At 67.2% G+C, this 17644-nt stretch carries 15 protein-coding genes and 1 pseudogene; 3 read left to right on the forward strand and 13 right to left on the reverse strand.

What is annotated here, in order from left to right:
- Positions 1-16 precede the first annotated feature (16 nt).
- From BN4346_RS26715 to clpB, 9 genes are all read right to left on the reverse strand, one after another.
- A complete protein-coding gene (locus BN4346_RS26715; RefSeq protein ID WP_067968230.1) occupies positions 17-1120 on the reverse strand; it encodes a glycoside hydrolase family 76 protein in 1104 nt (367 codons plus the stop codon).
- An 81-nt stretch (positions 1121-1201) separates the two neighbouring features.
- The gene (locus BN4346_RS26720; RefSeq protein ID WP_078058449.1) at positions 1202-1972 is read right to left on the reverse strand and encodes a TrmH family RNA methyltransferase; all 771 of its coding nucleotides are present in this window, start codon (positions 1970-1972) and stop codon (positions 1202-1204) included.
- Complete coding sequence (locus tag BN4346_RS26725) at positions 1969-2871, reverse strand: hypothetical protein (protein WP_067968233.1); 903 nt, start codon at positions 2869-2871, stop codon at positions 1969-1971. The genes BN4346_RS26720 and BN4346_RS26725 overlap by 4 nt, the downstream gene beginning before the upstream one ends.
- Before the next feature lie 17 nt (positions 2872-2888).
- Complete coding sequence (gene pyrE, locus BN4346_RS26730; RefSeq protein ID WP_067968237.1) at positions 2889-3437, reverse strand: orotate phosphoribosyltransferase; 549 nt, start codon at positions 3435-3437, stop codon at positions 2889-2891.
- On the reverse strand, positions 3424-4200 hold the full coding sequence (locus BN4346_RS26735) for an SDR family NAD(P)-dependent oxidoreductase (RefSeq protein ID WP_067968239.1): 777 nt from the start codon (positions 4198-4200) through the stop codon (positions 3424-3426). Before BN4346_RS26735 ends, pyrE begins: the two co-directional genes overlap by 14 nt.
- 31 nt (positions 4201-4231) lie before the next feature.
- Positions 4232-5107 (reverse strand): trehalose monomycolate transport factor TtfA, encoded by an 876-nt coding sequence (gene ttfA, locus BN4346_RS26740; protein ID WP_067968242.1) that lies wholly within the window; start codon positions 5105-5107, stop codon positions 4232-4234.
- A gap of 72 nt (positions 5108-5179) precedes the next feature.
- On the reverse strand, positions 5180-6391 hold the full coding sequence (locus tag BN4346_RS26745) for a PecA family PE domain-processing aspartic protease (RefSeq protein WP_067968245.1): 1212 nt from the start codon (positions 6389-6391) through the stop codon (positions 5180-5182).
- A 154-nt stretch (positions 6392-6545) separates the two neighbouring features.
- Entirely contained in the window at positions 6546-7751 is a 1206-nt protein-coding gene (locus tag BN4346_RS26750) for a PecA family PE domain-processing aspartic protease (RefSeq protein ID WP_067968248.1), read from the reverse strand.
- A gap of 158 nt (positions 7752-7909) precedes the next feature.
- Entirely contained in the window at positions 7910-10456 is a 2547-nt protein-coding gene (gene clpB / locus BN4346_RS26755) for an ATP-dependent chaperone ClpB (RefSeq protein ID WP_067968251.1), read from the reverse strand.
- A gap of 239 nt (positions 10457-10695) precedes the next feature.
- Here clpB and BN4346_RS26760 point away from each other — a divergent pair, with 239 nt between their 5' ends.
- From BN4346_RS26760 to BN4346_RS26770, 3 genes and pseudogenes are all read left to right on the forward strand, one after another.
- Positions 10696-11367 (forward strand): GAP family protein, encoded by a 672-nt coding sequence (locus BN4346_RS26760; protein WP_067968254.1) that lies wholly within the window; start codon positions 10696-10698, stop codon positions 11365-11367.
- A gap of 36 nt (positions 11368-11403) precedes the next feature.
- A pseudogene (locus BN4346_RS26765) lies at positions 11404-12539 on the forward strand (globin domain-containing protein).
- 3 nt (positions 12540-12542) lie between these two features.
- Positions 12543-13445 (forward strand): aldose 1-epimerase, encoded by a 903-nt coding sequence (locus tag BN4346_RS26770; RefSeq protein ID WP_067968257.1) that lies wholly within the window; start codon positions 12543-12545, stop codon positions 13443-13445.
- A gap of 16 nt (positions 13446-13461) precedes the next feature.
- Here the strand turns inward: BN4346_RS26770 and BN4346_RS26775 are convergent, their stop codons facing one another.
- The 4 genes from BN4346_RS26775 to dnaK are packed head-to-tail and all read right to left on the reverse strand — an operon-like array spanning position 13462 to position 17521.
- On the reverse strand, positions 13462-13833 hold the full coding sequence (locus tag BN4346_RS26775) for a heat shock protein transcriptional repressor HspR (RefSeq protein ID WP_067968261.1): 372 nt from the start codon (positions 13831-13833) through the stop codon (positions 13462-13464).
- Positions 13830-15026 carry a molecular chaperone DnaJ gene (gene dnaJ / locus BN4346_RS26780; RefSeq protein WP_067968264.1) on the reverse strand — a complete coding sequence of 399 codons (1197 nt, stop codon included), beginning with the start codon at positions 15024-15026 and terminating at the stop codon, positions 13830-13832. The genes BN4346_RS26775 and dnaJ overlap by 4 nt, the downstream gene beginning before the upstream one ends.
- A gap of 21 nt (positions 15027-15047) precedes the next feature.
- Complete coding sequence (grpE, locus tag BN4346_RS26785) at positions 15048-15662, reverse strand: nucleotide exchange factor GrpE (protein WP_167666199.1); 615 nt, start codon at positions 15660-15662, stop codon at positions 15048-15050.
- Positions 15659-17521 carry a molecular chaperone DnaK gene (gene dnaK, locus BN4346_RS26790; RefSeq protein ID WP_067968267.1) on the reverse strand — a complete coding sequence of 621 codons (1863 nt, stop codon included), beginning with the start codon at positions 17519-17521 and terminating at the stop codon, positions 15659-15661. The genes grpE and dnaK overlap by 4 nt, the downstream gene beginning before the upstream one ends.
- Between the last annotated feature and the right edge of the window lie 123 nt (positions 17522-17644).

The following is a 17644-nucleotide window of genomic DNA, read 5'->3' on the forward strand; positions in this document are numbered from 1 at the left end:
CCTGGTCAGCGCGGAATCAACGGAGGCTGGCAGCGGCCTCCATCAGCATCCAGCCGCCCAACTGCACCGACAGGTCCCGTTCGGGGATTTCGGACTCACGCACCGCACCGGCGATGGAAGTGGCCACCGCGCCTTCGGCCCGGGGCACCTCGGCGGGCTGGTCCCAGGACGCCCCGAACAACGGCAGCCCGTCGACCGATTGCCGATAATCCCACGCCGATTTCGCCGACGACAGCACCAGCTTGCCGGCGACGTCGCGCGCTTCGACGTCGGCGTCGGACTCCCCCGGCAACGCGGTGGCGACCAGCGCCAGGTAGCGGGCGGTGATCCCGGCGAACAGCCCGCCGTCGCCGCCGCCGGCGCCCTTGATCACCCCGCCCGGGGCCATCCGCTTGTTCACCGCGGCCACCAGTCGGTGCACCCGAGCGGCGTGCCGCGGCGCTCCGGTGCGCACGGCCAACTCGGTCTCCAGCCCGAGCACCACGCCCTGGCAGTAGGTGTACTCGGCGCGCACCAGCGAGCCCTCCCTGATGCCGTCGAACACCAGGTCGGTGTCCGGGTCGATCAGGGTGGCGTCGATCCAGTCGCCCATCTCCTGAGCACGCTCGAGCCACCCGGGTTCGCGGGCCAGAAAGATCCCGGCCGGCCCGTTGGCGGGGGCGTTGAAGAACGGGGGCTCGGCGTTGTTGCGCTCTTTCCGCCATGGAATGCCGCCCCCAGCTTCGGGCATCCATGAGTCGGTCAGCTGCTGGGTCAAGGTGCCCAGGGCTCGGTGCCGGTCGATACCGGTGACCAGGCAGGCCCGCTGAATCGCCAACGCCAGCCAGGCCATGTCGTCGTAGTAGGCGTTGGTCCAGCGGAACACGTTGCGCAGCCGATGGGTGCGGATCTGCCGCTTGATTGCCGTCGCCCGTGCGGGTTGCGGGTCACGCAACTGCGCGTCGACCAGACAATCCAGCAGGTGCGCCTGCCACCAGTAGTGCCAGTGCGGGGCGCGCCGAATCGGTGGCCAGGCCACTACCCCGAGCTGGGTGCCGGGCAGGTGCCAGAGCGACTTGAGGTGTCTCGCCGTGACGGCAGCTTCGGCGCTCTCGGCCCGATTCGCCCAGAGGAGATCCATGGCCCTAGATCTTGCCGCATAAACCGAGAGGTCAGAAGGGCAGCTGGGTAGAGCGGCCAGGGCTGCGGCGCCCGGCTCGCTTCACCAGGCGCGGCTGAGGTCGCCGTGTTTGGCGATCCAGGCGTGCATCACGATCCCGGCGGCCACCCCGACATTGATGCTGCGGGTTGAACCGAACTGGGCGATCGACACCGTCAGGTCCGCGCCGGTGCGGGCGTGGTCGCTGATACCGAGGCCTTCGCTGCCGAACACCAGCAGGCAGTCGACGGGCAGCGCGGTCTGCTCCAGACGCACCGCCCCGGCGACGTTGTCCACCGCGACGACGGTGAGTCCCTGCTGGGCGGCGAAATCCAAGAGATCAGCGGCAGTTTCGTGATGCAGCAGTCGCTGGTAGCGGTCGGTGACCATGGCGCCGCGCCGATTCCACCGGCGCCGGCCAACGATGTGCACGGTGTGCACGGCGAACGCGTTGGCGGTGCGCACCACCGAGCCGATGTTGGCGTCGTGCCCGAAGTTCTCGATCGCGATGTGCAGCCGGTGTCGCCGGCGGTCGATGTCGGCGACGATCGCCTCGCGGGTCCAGTAGCGGTAGGCGTCCACGACGTTGCGACGGTCGCCCTCGCGCAGCAACTCCGGGTCGTAGCGGGAGTCGCCGGGCAGTGGTCCCTGCCAGGGTCCGACGCCGTTGGCCGGCGAGAACCACTCGGTGGGGCCCGGCGGTTCAGCGAGGCTCGACGGAGGAGAGTCGAAGCTGGGACCGCCGCATGAATCCGGCGGTTCAGCGAGGCTCGACGGAGGAGAGTCGAAGCTGAAACCGCCGCATGAATCGGGATGGTCCGACGAGTCAGTCACGAGCTGGTCCACACGGCGGCGTGCGTGCCCACCACCGACACCGAGGGGTATAGCAGCGCGGCGTTGATCTCCCCGTGCGTACACAGCGAGGTCGGCACGTGCACCGAGTTCAGCGACGCCTCCGGCAGGATCAACACCGAGGACCCGGCCGCGACACAGTCCGTACCCAACCCGGGCATCGGAGTCGACGGTCCGGCGATCAACATCAGCGGTCCGCCCCGGGCTTTCGCGTCGTCGCGGTACTGCGTGGCGACCGCGTCGACCGTCAGGTTGAGCACCATATAGCCGGTGCCGGTGAACGCTTTTGGGTCTCCGAGAGCGGCCGGGGCCAGCGGCACTCCGTCGGCCCGGTAGGCCGCCACGCCCTGGGTGGTGAGCTGCAGGCCGGTTTCGCCCGGATTGACCGGCGCCAGTCCCACCGGGAACGCCGCGGCGTAGGCCACCGTGGTGTCTTTGATCCGGTCGGCGGGCGAGTAGACATACATCCCGCGCACCGCGCTGCGCTCCTTGATCGGACCCAAGCAGACGGTCCCGTTCAACCGGTCGGGTTCCTTGGCCGACAGCGGCGTCGGCACCAGTTCCCCCAACGCCTTGCAGCTGCCCAGTCCGGTGGCCTCGATCGGGTGCGCGGGGGTCCCGTACACCCCGAACCGCAGGTCGCCGGCGGCGGCGTGCGGAGCTGGGGCGTTCGGGGCGTCGGCGACCTGGGCCTTGACGTCAATCAGGGCGTAATCGACTTCCCACCGCAGGTTGGACAGGGTCATCTGCCAGCCCAAAACGGTGAGAGCCGAACCGATCCGGGCGTCCTGGGCACCGTAGGGGCCGGCCGCGCCGGGACCCGAGCAGGCCGCGGCGCCGGCGACGGCCACCGCTGATATCAGCGAGATCAGAGTCCGCACAACCGTCCTCGGGGAGTTCAGTTCAGGCCCAGCTCGGCCAGGCCGAGCACGCTGCGGTACGGTACGCCCTCGGCCTCGATGGCCTCGGCCGCGCCGGTGGCACGGTCGACCACGGTGGCCACTCCGACCACCTGCCCACCCGCTTCACGCACGGCCCGCACCGCGGTCAGCGCCGACCCGCCGGTGGTGCTGGTGTCCTCCACCACCAGCACCGGTTGGCCGGCTACGTCGAACCCTTCGATAAGGCGTTGCATGCCATGAGCTTTCACCGACTTGCGCACCACGAATGCATCGATCGGGCGGCCCGGGGCGTGCATGACGGCGGTCGCCACCGGGTCGGCGCCCAGCGTCAGGCCGCCCACAGCGGCGTAGTCCCAATCATCGGTGAGTTGGCGGACCAACCGCCCGATCAGGGCGGCGGCGCGATGGTGCAGGGTGGAACGGCGAAGGTCGACGTAGTAGTCGGCCTCGGCCCCGGAGGACAGCGTCACGCGGCCGTGCACCACTGACAGCCGGCGCACCAGCGTGGCGAGCTCATCGCGTTCGTCGTTGTTAAGTGCGGCCACGGCCCCTCCCGAATGTGTTGGTCAGCGTGCGCGACAGCCCGCGCGGAATCAGCCTGCTGACGGTGGTCAAGGCCTTGTATTGCAGGCCCGGGACGCTGACTACCTCGCCGCGGGCGATGTCGGCCAGGCTGGCCGCGACCACGTCGTCGACCTCCATCCACATAAAGGACGGCAACGTGGCCATGTCGATCCCGGCCCGCTCGTGGAACTCGGTGTGTACGTATCCCGGGCAGACCACGTGGATGCCGACGCCAGTGCCGTGCAGCCCGCCGGCCAGTCCTTCGGTGAACGACACCACCCAGGCCTTGGATGCCGAGTAAGTCGAACCACGCCCGGACAACAGCCCGGCGACGCTGGCGATGTTGATGACGGTGCCGGCGCCCGCCTCGACCATCGCGGGCAGCGCGGCGCGGGTCAGCTGCATCACCGCGGTGACGTTGACGTCCAGCTGCGACTGCAGCAGGGCGGGGTCGGCGGTCCAGAACTCACCGGAGGTGCCGAACCCGGCGTTGTTGACCAGCACCCGCACCCCGGCGCGCAGGCGTTCGGCAACTTTGGCGCGGCCGGCGGCGTCGGCCAGGTCTGCGGGCAGCACTTCGACGGCACCACCGTGGCTGCCCCGCAGTTCGGTTGCCAGCGCCTCCAAGCGCTCGACGTCGCGGGAGACCAGGACCAGGTCATAGCCATCGGCGGCGTAGCGGCGGGCATAGCCGGCGCCCAACCCGGAGGTGGGTCCAGTGACCACGGCAACGGGGCGAGACATGACCGACAGCCTAACGAGGATGTCGGCGCTGCTAGTGGGCGGTCTGCCGACCGTTACGACCGCCGGGAGCGTGCAGCACGTCCGAGGAACTCTCCCGACTCGTCCGGCGGCGTGGCAGCGGTTCGGCAGCCGCCGGGGCGTTGCCCGGTGCCCGCGCGGCCGCTCGCGGCGCCGCCGGAAGCTGCTCGGGCTCACTCTCGTCCGACTTCTCGGCGGCTCCCGAGGAGCCCAGCGGACGGCTGGGTTGCCCGTTGCGGCGGCCCGTTGCGGCGGCCGCGGCTTCGGCAGGCTGGCGCCGCGGCGTCGGCGGCAGCACCCGCAGCAGGTCGTTGAATTGCCGGACGCTGCGCAGGCCCTCGTCCCACTGGGCGCGGGTGCTGGTGATGGGCATGCTCACCAGGGTCCAGTTCGCCTCGTTCCACATGATCTCAGCGCAGTCCGGGGCGGTGTGGGCGAACGTGACCATCCGCCGGTCGCAGGCTCGACGTGCCGCATCGAGGTTGGTGGAGTACACCATCCGCGGGCCGATCGCCCCGAGCAGCCAGATGTCGTTCTCCCGCGGCTCCTTGAGCCCCTTGAGCCGCACATCGACGACGACGTTGGTGCTGACCTTGCGGTGCAGGGCGATCACCGTCGCCACTTCGTCCAGATCAAAGACGTAGACGGCCTCGCCGCGGATCTGGCCGAGCACGACGTTGCGCACCGGCGCCTCGCCCACCGTCGACATCACGCCGCGTTTCCAGCGGTGCAAGATGTCGGCGGATTCCAGTTCGAAGTCGAAGCCGTGCGAGCGGGCCCAGGATTTACGCCGCCGGCTACGACCGCGCCGCTGGTCGATGTCCACGTACAGCAATACCGCCGCGCCGACGAAACACAGCGCGGACAGCGTGAACCAAAGCGGGACCATTGCGCCTAGCGTATCTGTTCTCGGGCGGGATCGACGAACGTCCTCAGGTCACAACCCTGCATCACCGCGCGGCTACGGCGTTACGACGTTGTTCGGAACGATGTGCATGGACCCGTCCCCGGCCGTCGAGACGTACACCTGGTTCTGGGCGAACAGCCAGTTGCCAGTGTTCATCGAGCTGCCGGACACGATTATTGGGCTGTCGGACGAGTTCGAATTGACCGTGTAGTCGTACAGCAGCGTACCGCCGTTGGTGGGGTCGCCCGAGTACACGCTGACCTGCTGGCCGGGGGCCAGAGCGTCTCCCGCGCTGCCGTTCGTCAGGCTCACCGGGATCGTCCCGTAGACGCCACCGGAATCCATCACTGAGCTCACCTCGGTGGCCGTTTTGCCGCCATCGAACGACACGTACAGCGTGGAGTTCGGCGAGCCGTCGACCGTGACTCCACCGTGCAGCGGGTCCGCGCCGAACGTCAGGGTGCCGTCCTTCTGATCGATCAGTACGCCGTCACCGAGAGCACCCGGCAGCGCGGTGGTCGGGATGCTGTCAGGCGTCGGCCCGACCGCGTTCGCCCCGATGCCCAGGACGCCGTCGGCGTTATCGCCGAGGTAAGAGCCGATGCTCCACCCGTCGAACAGGTGGCTGAGGCTGACCGGGAACGAGAACAACACGGCATCGACATCGGTCGTGCCGCTGGTGATGGTGTTCCCGGCGGCGTCGGTGAACGTGACCGTGGTGGGCAGTTCCGCATAGACGTAGTCCACCGAATTGCCGAACTGACCGATGTTGATGCTGGTGGGCAGGCCGGTGATCCCGAAGGGGTTGATGTCCCAGATCGGCATGACCAGGCCAGCCGAGCCGGTGTCGACAAGCACCGATGACTCTGGGCCGCCACCCACCGAGACGTTCACCACCGGCTCGGTGCCACTGTTGACCTGCAGCGGAACGGTGAAAGTGTCCGGGATGGTGGTGTCCGAGCTGGACGCGGCAGCACTGCCGGCCACGCTCGCGTCGGCGGCCCCACCGAAGATCCACTGATCGAGGTCATTGATCGGGGTCGAGAGCAGATTCTGGTACCAGCCGTCAAACAGGGTGTCCAGCGTGGCTAGGGCCGAACCCGGGTCGGCGTCCGCGGCGATGCCGGGATCGACCATGCTGAGCACGTCGATGATCGGCTGGAACAGATCGTCAAAGTCAGCCCGAGCCGCCGGCGTGGGAGTTCCCAGCGCGAGAAACGCCCCGGTCACCACTGTGGCACCGATCGTGCGTTGACGAGCCGTCATAACCGCAACCTCCACTGAATCACGCCACGGACCCCCGCCGAGTCGTAACAGTATTGGTTAGGTAACCAACGCAATGCCATAGAGCAGTAGTGGATTTGCCCAAGAAAGGGCAGAGAATCGCCCGAGCGTTCGGTCTTTCTAGGCCCTTACCTCATCACGGTTCGATGGGGGTGCCACCGATGATGGTCCGCCCACCGGCCACCGAATAGTCGATGTAGACCGGCTGGTGGCCAAACAGCCAGTTGCCGGTGTTCATGCTTTTTCCGCCGACCACCGTCGGGCTGCGCACCTCACCCGGCTGCGAACCCACGGTGTAGGTGTACAGCAGCGTCGTCCCGTCCTTGGCGTAGACCGAGATGGTCGTTCCTTCGGGCAGGTGTCCGTCGGAGGTCGGTGTCACGCCCCCGAGCGCCGACGACGGCATGGTGCCGTACACCCCGCCGGAGTCGATCACCCCGCGGACATTCGTCAGCGGCCCGTCATTGAGCTGCACCTTCAAGTCCGACCACGGCGCCCCGGGAATCACGGTGCCGCCGTGGTACGGGTTGTCCCCGAAGATCAGCTGCCTGTGGGCCTGGTCGATCAGCACGCCGTTACCGAGATCGCCCGGGAGATCCCGGGTCGGAATGTGGTCGGGAGTGGGTCCGAGCGCATTGGGTCCGATGCCCAAGATCCCGGTAGCGGAGCCGGCCAGGTAGCTCTCAATGGACCAGCCGTCGAGGATGTGGTTGAAGTTCGCCGGGAACGCGAACAGCACCGCATCCACCGTGGTGTCTGCGGTGACCGTGTCGCCGTTCGCGGCGGTAAAGGTCACCGTGGTGGGCAACTCCAGATAGAAGTAGTTCAATGCGCCGCCGAATTGGCCAATATTGAAACCGGTGGGCAGGCCGGTGATGCCGAACGGGTTGATGTTCCAGATCGGCATGACCAACCCGGCCGCACCGGTGTCGACCAGCACCTCGGTCTGCCCGCCGCCGCCCACCGAGACATTGATCACCGGTTGGGTGTTGAGATTGACATTCATCGGCACGGTGAAGTGGTCGGGAAGATTGGTGCTGTCCGGGCCGTACGCGGCGGCACTGCCGGGCTGACTGTCACCGAATGCCCACGGCGCGATGCTGTGGAGCGGGGTGTAGATGAGGTCCTGGTACCAGCCGTTGAACAGGGTGTCCAACGAAGCCAGCGCAGAACCTGGGTCGGTGTCGGCGGCGATGCCCGGGTCGACCCAACTGATCGCGTCGACGATGGGCTGGAACAGGTCGTCCCAGTCAGCCTGAGCGGCCGGAGCGGGCACGCCCAGCGCCAGGACTGCCCCAACGGCACCGACGGCACCCACTAGGCGATGGCGACGAGCTGACATGACTACCCCTCCGAATGAACAACGGTGTAAGAAAACACCGGAATTTCTCAGCAACCGCCAGGCTAACCGATCAGCTTCAACACCGCATCCGCAAAGGAGCTTGGCTCACGTCACGGCCCCCGGAACTGCTTCCGGGGGGCCGTGACGTGAAGGGAATCTCAGCCCAGGATCAGCGATTCGCCGTCCGCGCTGATGTTGACCGGCACGACGTCGCCGTCGTGCACCTCGCCGGCCAGCAGCATCTTGGCCAACTGGTCGCCGATGGCCTGTTGAATCAACCGCCGCAGTGGACGCGCCCCGTAGACCGGGTCGAATCCGCGCTGGGCCAGCCACTTCTTGGCCTCCAACGACACCTCGATAGTCAGGCGCCGCTGCGCCAGCCGCTTGGCCAGCTGCTGCAGCTGGATATCAACGATCCGCACCAGTTCCTCGGGGTCCAGGCCCTCGAAGATCAGCACGTCGTCGAGCCGGTTGATGAACTCCGGCTTGAACGCCGCCCGCACCGCGGCCATCACCTGCTCCTCGGTGCCACCGGACCCCAGGTTGGAGGTCAGGATCAGGATCGTGTTGCGGAAGTCCACCGTGCGGCCCTGGCCGTCGGTGAGCCGGCCCTCGTCGAGGACCTGCAGCAGCACGTCGAACACGTCCGGGTGGGCCTTTTCGACCTCGTCGAACAGCACCACCGTGTAGGGCCGGCGGCGCACCGCCTCGGTCAGCTGACCGCCTTGGTCGTAGCCGATGTAGCCCGGGGGCGCACCGACCAGGCGAGCCACCGAGTGCTTCTCGCCGTACTCGCTCATGTCGATGCGGACCATGGCCCGTTCGTCGTCGAACAGGAAGTCGGCCAACGCCTTGGCCAGCTCGGTCTTGCCGACACCGGTGGGGCCCAGGAACAGGAACGAACCCGTGGGCCGGTTGGGGTCGGCGACCCCGGCCCGACTGCGCCGCACGGCATCCGAGACAGCCTGCACCGGCTTGCGTTGCCCGACGACGCGCTTGCCCAGCTCCTCTTCCATGCGCAGCAGCTTGGCGGTCTCGCCTTCCAGCAGCCGGCCGGCCGGGATGCCGGTCCAGGCGCTCACCACATCGGCGATGTCGTCGGGTCCGACCTCTTCCTTGAGCATGACCTGCTCACGTGCCTCGGCCTTGGGCAGCGCCGCTTCGAGTTTCTTCTCCACCTCGGGAATGCGGCCGTAGCGCAGCTCGGCGGCCTTAGCCAGGTCGCCGTCGCGTTCGGCACGGTCGGACTCGCCGCGCAGCGCCTCCAGCTGCTCCTTGAGCTCGCGGACGATATCGATGGCACCCTTCTCGTTCTGCCACCGCGTCGTCAGCTGCGCCAGCTTCTCCTTGTAATCGGCCAGCTCACTGCGCAGCTTCTCCAACCGGTCCTTGGAGGCGGCATCCTCTTCTTTGCTCAGCGCCATCTCTTCGATTTCCAGCCGGCGAACCAGTCGCTCGACCTCGTCGATCTCCACGGGCCGCGAGTCGATCTCCATCCGCAGCCGCGACGCGGCCTCATCGACCAGGTCAATAGCCTTGTCCGGCAAGAACCTTGCGGTGATGTAGCGGTCGGAAAGGGTGGCCGCAGCCACCAACGCCGAGTCGGTGATGCGCACCCCGTGGTGCACTTCGTAGCGGTCCTTGAGTCCACGCAGGATGCCGACGGTGTCCTCGACCGACGGCTCGCCGACGTAGACCTGCTGGAAACGACGCTCCAACGCGGCGTCCTTCTCGATGTACTTGCGGTACTCCTCCAGCGTGGTGGCACCCACCAACCGCAGTTCACCGCGCGCCAACATCGGCTTGATCATGTTGCCGGCGTCCATCGCGCCCTCACCGGTGGCACCGGCGCCGACGATGGTGTGCAGTTCGTCGATGAACGTGATGATCTGGCCCGCGGAGTCCTTGATCTCATCCAGGACGGCCTTGAGGCGTTCCTCGAACTCGCCGCGGTACTTGGCGCCGGCCACCATCGAGCCCAGGTCCAGGCTGACGACGGTCTTGTCGCGCAGGCTGTCCGGGACATCGCCGGCGACGATGCGCTGGGCCAGGCCCTCGACGATCGCGGTCTTGCCGACGCCGGGCTCACCGATGAGCACCGGGTTGTTCTTGGTGCGCCGGCTCAAAACCTGCACCACCCGGCGGATCTCGGTGTCACGGCCGATCACCGGGTCCAGCTTGCCGTCGCGGGCACGCGCGGTCAGGTCGGTGGAGTACTTCTCCAACGCCTGGTAGCTGGCCTCGGGGTCGGGGCTGGTGACCCGTGCGCTGCCGCGCACCTTGACGAACGCCTCCCGCAACGCCTGCGGAGATGCGCCATGGCCGGTCAGCAGCTTGGCAACGTCGGAATCACCGGTGGCCAGGCCCACCATCAGGTGCTCGGTAGAGACGTACTCGTCGTCGAGCTCGGTGGCCAGCTGCTGGGCGACTGTGATCGCGGCCAGCGAGTCGCGGGATAGCTGCGGTTGCGCGTTGGAGCTGGTGACCTGCGGCGCCAGATCGATCAGGCGCTGCGCCTCGTCGCGGACCGTCGCCGGGCTCACACCGACCGCCTCCAGCAGCGGCGCGGCGATCCCGTCGTTCTGGGTCAGCAAGGCCTGCAGCAGATGGGCGGGCCGGATTTCGGGGTTGCCGGCGGCAGTAGCCGTCTGCAATGCCGCGGTCAGCGCTGCCTGGGTCTTGGTGGTCGGGTTGAACGAGTCCACGACACCTCCATTCGGGGTCAGAGCGGGCCTACGGGGACCCGCTGAAAATGCTTGTCGTGTTGTCCAACGCCGTCAAGGTTGAGTCTGTTCCGCTCAAGTCTATTTTTTATCGAGCGGCAGCCACTCCAGCCCAGGCGCAGCGTAGGTACCACCGAGAACCTCTACCCCGTATAGATATCTAGCAGGGGCAGCATTCTGCGTGGTCCGGCCCGTCCCACGAGGTCAGCTACGGTGCTGCTATGACGACCAGTCTGGCTTCGGTGTGGACCGCGTTGATACCGCTCGCGCTGGTAGTGGCGCTCTCCCCGATCACCGTCATCCCGGCCGTGCTGGTGCTGCACACCGCGCGCCCACGCGAGACCGGACTGGCCTTCCTACTCGGTTGGCTGGTGGGTCTGGCGGCATTGACCGCCGCCTTCATCGCCGTATCCGGACTGTTGGGCGGCCTGCACACAACGCCGCCTACCTGGGCGTCGTGGTTGCGGATTGCCGTCGGTACGGTGCTGATCGCGTTTGGCATCTACCGGTGGCTGACCCGGCACGGACACGGCGAGATGCCGCGCTGGATGCGCTCTTTCACCTCGATGTCCCCGCTGCGCGCTGGCCTGACGGCCGCGGCGCTGGCCGTGATCCGGCCGGAGGTGCTGTTCATGTGCGCGGCGGCCGGCCTGGCCATCGGCAGCGCTGGACTGCGCAGGCAGGACAGCTGGCCGGCGGCCATTTTCTTCATCGCGCTCGCCGCATCCTCGGTCCTGATCCCGATTCTGGGCTACTTGGCGGCCAGCGACCGACTGAATCCAGCGCTGGACCGGCTGAAGAACTGGATGGAGCAGCAGCACGCCGCGCTGGTCGCCGTCGTCTTGGTCCTTATCGGTGCGATGGTGGTCTACAACGGGATTCACGCGCTATAGCCGGCATCGCCACCGGCCAGCACTAAGATCGCGGCCGTGGGCCTGGACGACCGCGACGCGCTGCGCGTGCTGCATGACGCGTTTGCCGTGCCGTCCGACGGAACCGGTGTTGTCGCCCAGTTCTTCACCCGGTGGTTCGGCACCGACCCGTCGGTGCGCGACCTGTTCCCCGCCGACCTGACCACCCAGCGGGCCGCTTTCGCGCATGCCATGAGCTGGGTGCTCGGCGAGTTCATCGCCCAACGGGCACAGGAACCCGTAACGCTTTTGGCCCAACTGGGCCGTGATCACCGCAAGTACGGTGTGACGCAACGCCATTACGCCGTGGTGGGCCGAGTGCTGCTGGCCACCCTGCGTGACGAGTTGGCCGACCGTTGGACCGCCGCCGTCGACGCCGCCGCCAGCGAGGCGCTGAACCTGATTATCGGGGTGATGGGCGGGGCCGCCGATGCCGAGGAGGGACCGGCATGGTGGGACGGCACCGTCGTCGAGCACCTACGGGTCTCCCGCGACATCGCCGTCGTCCGGATCCAGTTGGATCAACCGCTGCCGTATCACCCGGGCCAGTACGTCAAAGTCGAGGTGCCGCAGTGCCCGCGATCGACGAGACCGGGGCCATCGAATTTCACGTCCGCGCGGTCCCTGCCGGTCTGGTCAGCACCGCGATCGTCAACGAATCCCGGCCCGGCGATCGATGGCGACTGTCCAGCCCCCACGGCGGCCTGCACGTCGATCGCGATGCCGGTGACGTGTTGATGGTCGCCGGCAGTACCGGGTTGGCGCCGCTGCGGGCGATCATCATGGACCTGACCCGGTGGGGTGTGAATCCGCGTGTGCACTTGTTCTTCGGCGGCCGCTATCCCTGCGAGCTCTACGACCTGCCCACCCTGTGGCAGATCGCCTCACACAATCCGTGGCTGTCGGTGACCCCGGTATCGGAGTACGCGAGCGACCCGGCATGGGCCGCCGACTATCCCGACGTGACCCCGCCGCGGGGATTGCACGTGCGGCAGACCGGACGACTGGCCGAGGTGGTCACCCGCTACGGCAGCTGGGGAGACCGCCAGATTTTGGTCTGTGGCGGGCCGGAGATGACGCGGGCTACCGTGGCAGCATTGGTCGCCAAAGGAGCACCCCCACAACGTATTCAACACGACCCGTTGTCGGAGTGAGACGTGACTGATCTCGAGCCCTGCGTATTGTCCGATCCGTCATCGTCACTGACGGCGACGTTCATTCCAGGCGCGGGCATGATCGGGACGTCGCTGTGCGACGACGGCGTGGAACTGCTCGGCCAGCGCCGGGGCGTGGCCAGCTACGTTGCCGAGCACAAGACCATGGGCATCCCACTGTTGTACCCGTGGGCGAATCGCTTGAGCGGCAACGGCTACCAGGTAGGCGCTACCCAAGTAGCGCTGTCCCCAGGAATCGGCGGGGTGCACGCCGACGAATACGGCGCCCCGATCCACGGCACCCTGGCCGGGGATGCCGGTTGGCGGGTGAGGGCGCTATCGGCATCGGCGTTGACCGCAGAACTCGACTTCGGGACCCGCCCGGATCTGCTGGCGACGTTCCCGTTCCCGCATCTGCTGGAGTTGGCCGTCACGCTGGCCGACCGCACACTGACGGTGCGCACCACGGTCACCGCCACCAGCGACGCGGCGGTGCCGCTGTGCTTCGGCTTCCATCCCTATCTTCAGCTTCCCGGCGTGCCCCGGGCGCAGTGGGTCATCGAGACCCCGACGATGCGGTCCCGGATCGTCGACGCCCACAACATCCCGTCCGGTGCAACCGAGCCACACCCGGCGTCGACAGAATTGTTGGGCAACAAGGTGTTCGACCACGGATTCGACGAAGTGGCGCCGGGAGCGGTGTTCGCGGTCTCCGGCGGCGGTCGACGCATCGAGGTGCGGTTCGACCTGGGCTATCCGGCGGCGCAGATCTATGCGCCGGCCACCGAAGACGTGGTCTGCTTCGAGCCGATGGCCGCACCTACCGACGCATTGCGCCGGGGCGGCTATGCGGTGGCAGATCTGGGCCAGCCCGGTGTGGCCCAGTTCTCCATCCGCCTCCGCTGATGCGATGAAGGAACGGCTAGCGGCGCGGTTGCCAGACCACCACGGCGGTGCTCTTGGGCAGCACCGCGACCTCGCGACGCTGGTTGGCCCGCAACATCTCCAACTCCGCCGTCATCTCCTTGACCCGCGACTGCAGCGCCTCGACCTGATTGCTCAGCTCGATGATCCGCTTGATGCCGGCCAGATTGACGCCCTCGTCGTGAGAGAGCCGCTGCACCTCGCGCAGCATGTCGACGTCGCGCTCGGAGTAACGCCGTCCGCCACCGGAACTGCGCTGCGGACTGACCAAACCGATCCGGTCATAAGTCCGCAACGTCTGGGCGTGCATCCCAGCCAGCTCGGCGGCCACCGAGATCAGGAAGGTGCGGGCACTGTCCGACTTACTCATGATCGGTTACCCGCCCATCCGGCCCGCGGGTCGAACCCGCTGGCTTGCTCGGCTGCGGCGTACGCCTCAAGCGCCTCCTGCGCCTGGCCTTCCAGATTCGGTGGGACCGCGACCTTGACGGTGACCAGTAAGTCGCCGCTGCCGCCGCCGCGCTTGGGCACACCGCGCCCGCGCACCCGCAGAATCCGGCCGTCGGCGGTTCCCTTCGGCACTCGCACGCCGACCTTGCCGTCCAGCGTCGGCACCGAGAGCGTGGTGCCCAAGGCAAGCTCGGAGAAGCTCACCGGGATGGTGACGGTCAGGTCGTCGCCGTCACGCCCGAAGACCTTGTCCGGACGCACCCGCACCGTCACGTACAGGTCACCCGAGGGCGCGCCGCGCAGACCGGCCTCGCCCTGGCCCGCCAGCCGAATCCGTTGACCGTCTTCGACTCCCGGCGGAATCCGCACATTGATAGTGCGAGTCCGGGCTGCCCGCCCGGTTCCCTTGCACTCCGAACACGGGTGCTCGATGATTGACCCGCTGCCACGACAGTCGGTACACGGCTCCGAGAACCCGAAGGCGCCCTGGTTACTGCTGATCACTCCGGATCCGTTGCACGAGGCGCAGACTCGGGGGCTGGTGCCCGGCCGGGCGCCACTGCCGTGACAGTTGGTGCACGGCGCGGCACTGGTCAGCCGCAGCGGCATCTCGACGCCCTTGGTGGCTTCCAGGAAGCTCAGCTCGGAGTCGGTCTCCAGGTCGTTTCCGCGCCGGGGCCGGCTGGGCCGTTGCTGTGCGCCGCGCCCGAACAGGCCGCCGAAGAGATCACCGATGTTGGCCCCGCCGGTCTGCCCGGCAGCGCCGAACAGGTCGTTGAGGTTGAACTCGGTGCCGTCGCCGCCGGTGGAGAACCGGTCGAAGTTACCGCCGCCGAATCCGTCGCCGCCGTTGAAGCGCCTCCCGAAACCGCCGCCGGCGAACAGCCGACGGGTCTCGTCGTACTCCTTGCGCTTGGCCTCATCGGACAACACGCTGTAGGCCTCAGACACCGCCTTGAAGCGCTCCGCGGCCGCCGGGTTGTTGGGGTTCTTGTCCGGATGCAGCTCGGAGGCCAACTTGCGGTAGGCGCTTTTGATCTCTTTTTCGCTGGCGTTGGAGGAGACGCCCAACTCCTTGTAGAAGTCCTTTTCGACCCATTCACGCTGAGCCACGCCGCGTCACCTCCTTACCTGTCAATTCTGTTCAGCAGTGTCGCCGTCGACAACCTCGGCCCCGGCGTCCGGGACGGTGTCGACCACCCCGACCATCGCGTGCCGCAGCACCTGCTCGCCGAGCTTGTAGCCCTGCCGCAGGACGGTGCCGATCACCGAGTGAGTCCCGTCGCCCTCATGCTGGACCGCCTCGTGCAGCGACGGGTCGAACTCGTCGCCCTCGGCACCGAACGATGTCAGTCCCATACCGGTAAGCACACCGGTCAGCTTGTCCGCCAACGCTTTCAGCGGACCCGCTTCCAGGTCGCCGTGGCTGCGGGCTCGGTCCAGATCGTCGAGGATCCCGAGTAATTCGGTCACCACTGCGGCCTTGGCCCGGTCCGCGACACCTTGCTGATCGCGCAGCGCCCGCTTGCGATAGTTGGCGAAGTCCGCCTGTACCCGCTGCAGGTCAGCGGTCAGCTCGGCGACCTGGTCGGCCTGGTCACCATCGGTGGCCGAGTCCTCCGGCGCCGGCCCACTAGGGGCCGGCTCGGAGGAACCCTCCCGCACCTCACCGGTTTCCGGGTCGATGCGCCGCTTATCGGTGACGGTGATGGTCTCCGGAGACGGTTCGCGCGAGTTCTCTTCACTCACTTGGTGTCTCCGTCGTCGACCACCTCTGCGTCCACGACGTCGTCGTCGCCACCGGACCCGGCACCCGCTCCTTCAGAGGCGGCCTGCTCGGCCTGGGTGGCCTCGTAGATCGCCTGTCCGAGCGCTTGCGACTCGACGCCCAGCTTCTCCATCGCGGACTTGATGGCGCCGATGTCGGTGCCCTCCAACGCCTTCTTCGCGTCGCCGATCGCGGCGTCGACCTTGCCCAAGGTGTCCTCAGGAACTGCAGCGCCGCCCCCAGACTCTTTAGCTTCGCGCTGCTCTTTGACGAACTTCTCCGTCTGGTAGACCAGCGACTCGGCCTGGTTGCGCACGTCGGCCTCTTCGCGACGCTTGCGGTCCTCCTCGGCGTGCGCCTCGGCGTCCTTGATCATCCGGTCGATCTCCTCCTGGGATAGGCCGGAGCCCTCCTGGATCTTGATCGTGTTCTCCTTGCCGGTGCCCTTGTCCTTGGCGGTCACATGCACGATGCCGTTGGCGTCGATGTCGAAGGTGACCTCGATCTGCGGGACACCGCGCGGGGCCGGCGGGATACCGGTCAGCTCGAATGAGCCGAGCAGCTTGTTGTGCGAAGCGATTTCACGCTCACCCTGGAAGACCTGGATCTGCACCGACGGCTGGTTGTCGTCGGCGGTGGTGAAGGTCTCACTGCGCTTGGTCGGGATGGTGGTGTTGCGCTCGATCAGCTTGGTCATCACGCCGCCCTTGGTTTCGATACCCAGCGACAGCGGGGTGACGTCAAGCAGCAGAACGTCTTTCACCTCACCCTTGAGCACGCCAGCCTGCAGCGCGGCGCCCACGGCGACAACCTCGTCCGGGTTGACGCCCTTGTTGGGCTCCTGGCCACCGGTCAGCTCCTTGACCAGTTCGGTGACCGCGGGCATCCGGGTGGAACCACCCACCAGCACCACGTGGTCGATCTCCGACACCGAGATACCGGCGTCCTTGATCACCGACTGGAACGGCTTGCGGGTGCGGTCCAGCAGATCCTGGGTGATCTTCTGGAACTCCGAACGGGTGAGCTGCTCGTCGAGGAAGAGCGGGTTCTTGTCGGCGTCGACGGTGATGTAGGGCAGATTGATCGAGGTGCTCTGCGAGCTGGACAGCTCGATCTTGGCCTTCTCGGCCGCTTCACGCAGCCGCTGCATGGCCATCTTGTCCTTGGTTAGGTCGATGCCCGAGGTGCCCTTGAACTTGTCGACCAGCCAGTCGACGACACGGTCGTCCCAGTCGTCGCCGCCGAGGTGGTTGTCACCGGAGGTGGCCCGCACCTCGACCACGCCCTCGCCGATCTCCAGCAGGGAGACGTCGAAGGTGCCGCCACCGAGGTCGAACACCAGGATGGTCTGTTCCTTGTGACCCTTGTCCAGTCCATAGGCCAGCGCGGCCGCGGTGGGCTCGTTGACGATGCGCAGCACGTTCAGCCCGGCGATCTGACCGGCTTCCTTGGTGGCCTGACGCTGAGCGTCGTTGAAGTAGGCCGGCACGGTGATCACCGCGTCGGTGATGTCCTCACCGAGGTAGGCCTCCGCGTCACGCTTCAGCTTCATCAGCACGCGGGCGCTGATCTCCTGCGCGGTGTAGTCCTTGCCGTCGATCTCGACTTTCCAGTCCGAGCCGATGTGGCGCTTGACCGAGCGGATGGTGCGGTCGACGTTGGTGACCGCCTGGTTCTTGGCGGGCTGGCCGACCAGCACTTCGCCGTTGCGGGCGAACGCGACGACCGATGGGGTGGTGCGCGAACCCTCCGAATTGGCTACGACGACGGGGTCGCCGCCCTCCAGCACTGCGACGCACGAGTTGGTGGTCCCGAGGTCGATTCCGACCGCACGAGCCATTGTGGTTCCTCCCTGATAGACGATATCCCTAGTCTGAGCGGACTGCGCTCAAGGATGCTCCTTCAGCGGCTTGGCTGTCAACCCAGACTTGAGTGCTTATGACTCAACTTGTCGAGGAGGTCA

Origin of the sequence: Mycolicibacter icosiumassiliensis (assembly GCF_900078685.2) — a bacterium.
GTDB lineage: Bacteria > Actinomycetota > Actinomycetes > Mycobacteriales > Mycobacteriaceae > Mycobacterium > Mycobacterium icosiumassiliensis.

Coding starts and splice junctions, on each gene's coding strand:
- BN4346_RS26735 (WP_067968239.1), bottom strand. CDS start 4,200: ATGTCTCGCCCCGTTGCCGTGGTCACTGGACCCACCTCCGGGTTGGGC.
- dnaK (WP_067968267.1), bottom strand. CDS start 17,521: ATGGCTCGTGCGGTCGGAATCGACCTCGGGACCACCAACTCGTGCGTC.
- BN4346_RS26715 (WP_067968230.1), bottom strand. CDS start 1,120: ATGGATCTCCTCTGGGCGAATCGGGCCGAGAGCGCCGAAGCTGCCGTC.
- BN4346_RS26775 (WP_067968261.1), bottom strand. CDS start 13,833: ATGAGTAAGTCGGACAGTGCCCGCACCTTCCTGATCTCGGTGGCCGCC.
- BN4346_RS26745 (WP_067968245.1), bottom strand. CDS start 6,391: ATGACGGCTCGTCAACGCACGATCGGTGCCACAGTGGTGACCGGGGCG.
- ttfA (WP_067968242.1), bottom strand. CDS start 5,107: ATGGTCCCGCTTTGGTTCACGCTGTCCGCGCTGTGTTTCGTCGGCGCG.
- BN4346_RS26760 (WP_067968254.1), top strand. CDS start 10,696: ATGACGACCAGTCTGGCTTCGGTGTGGACCGCGTTGATACCGCTCGCG.
- BN4346_RS26750 (WP_067968248.1), bottom strand. CDS start 7,751: ATGTCAGCTCGTCGCCATCGCCTAGTGGGTGCCGTCGGTGCCGTTGGG.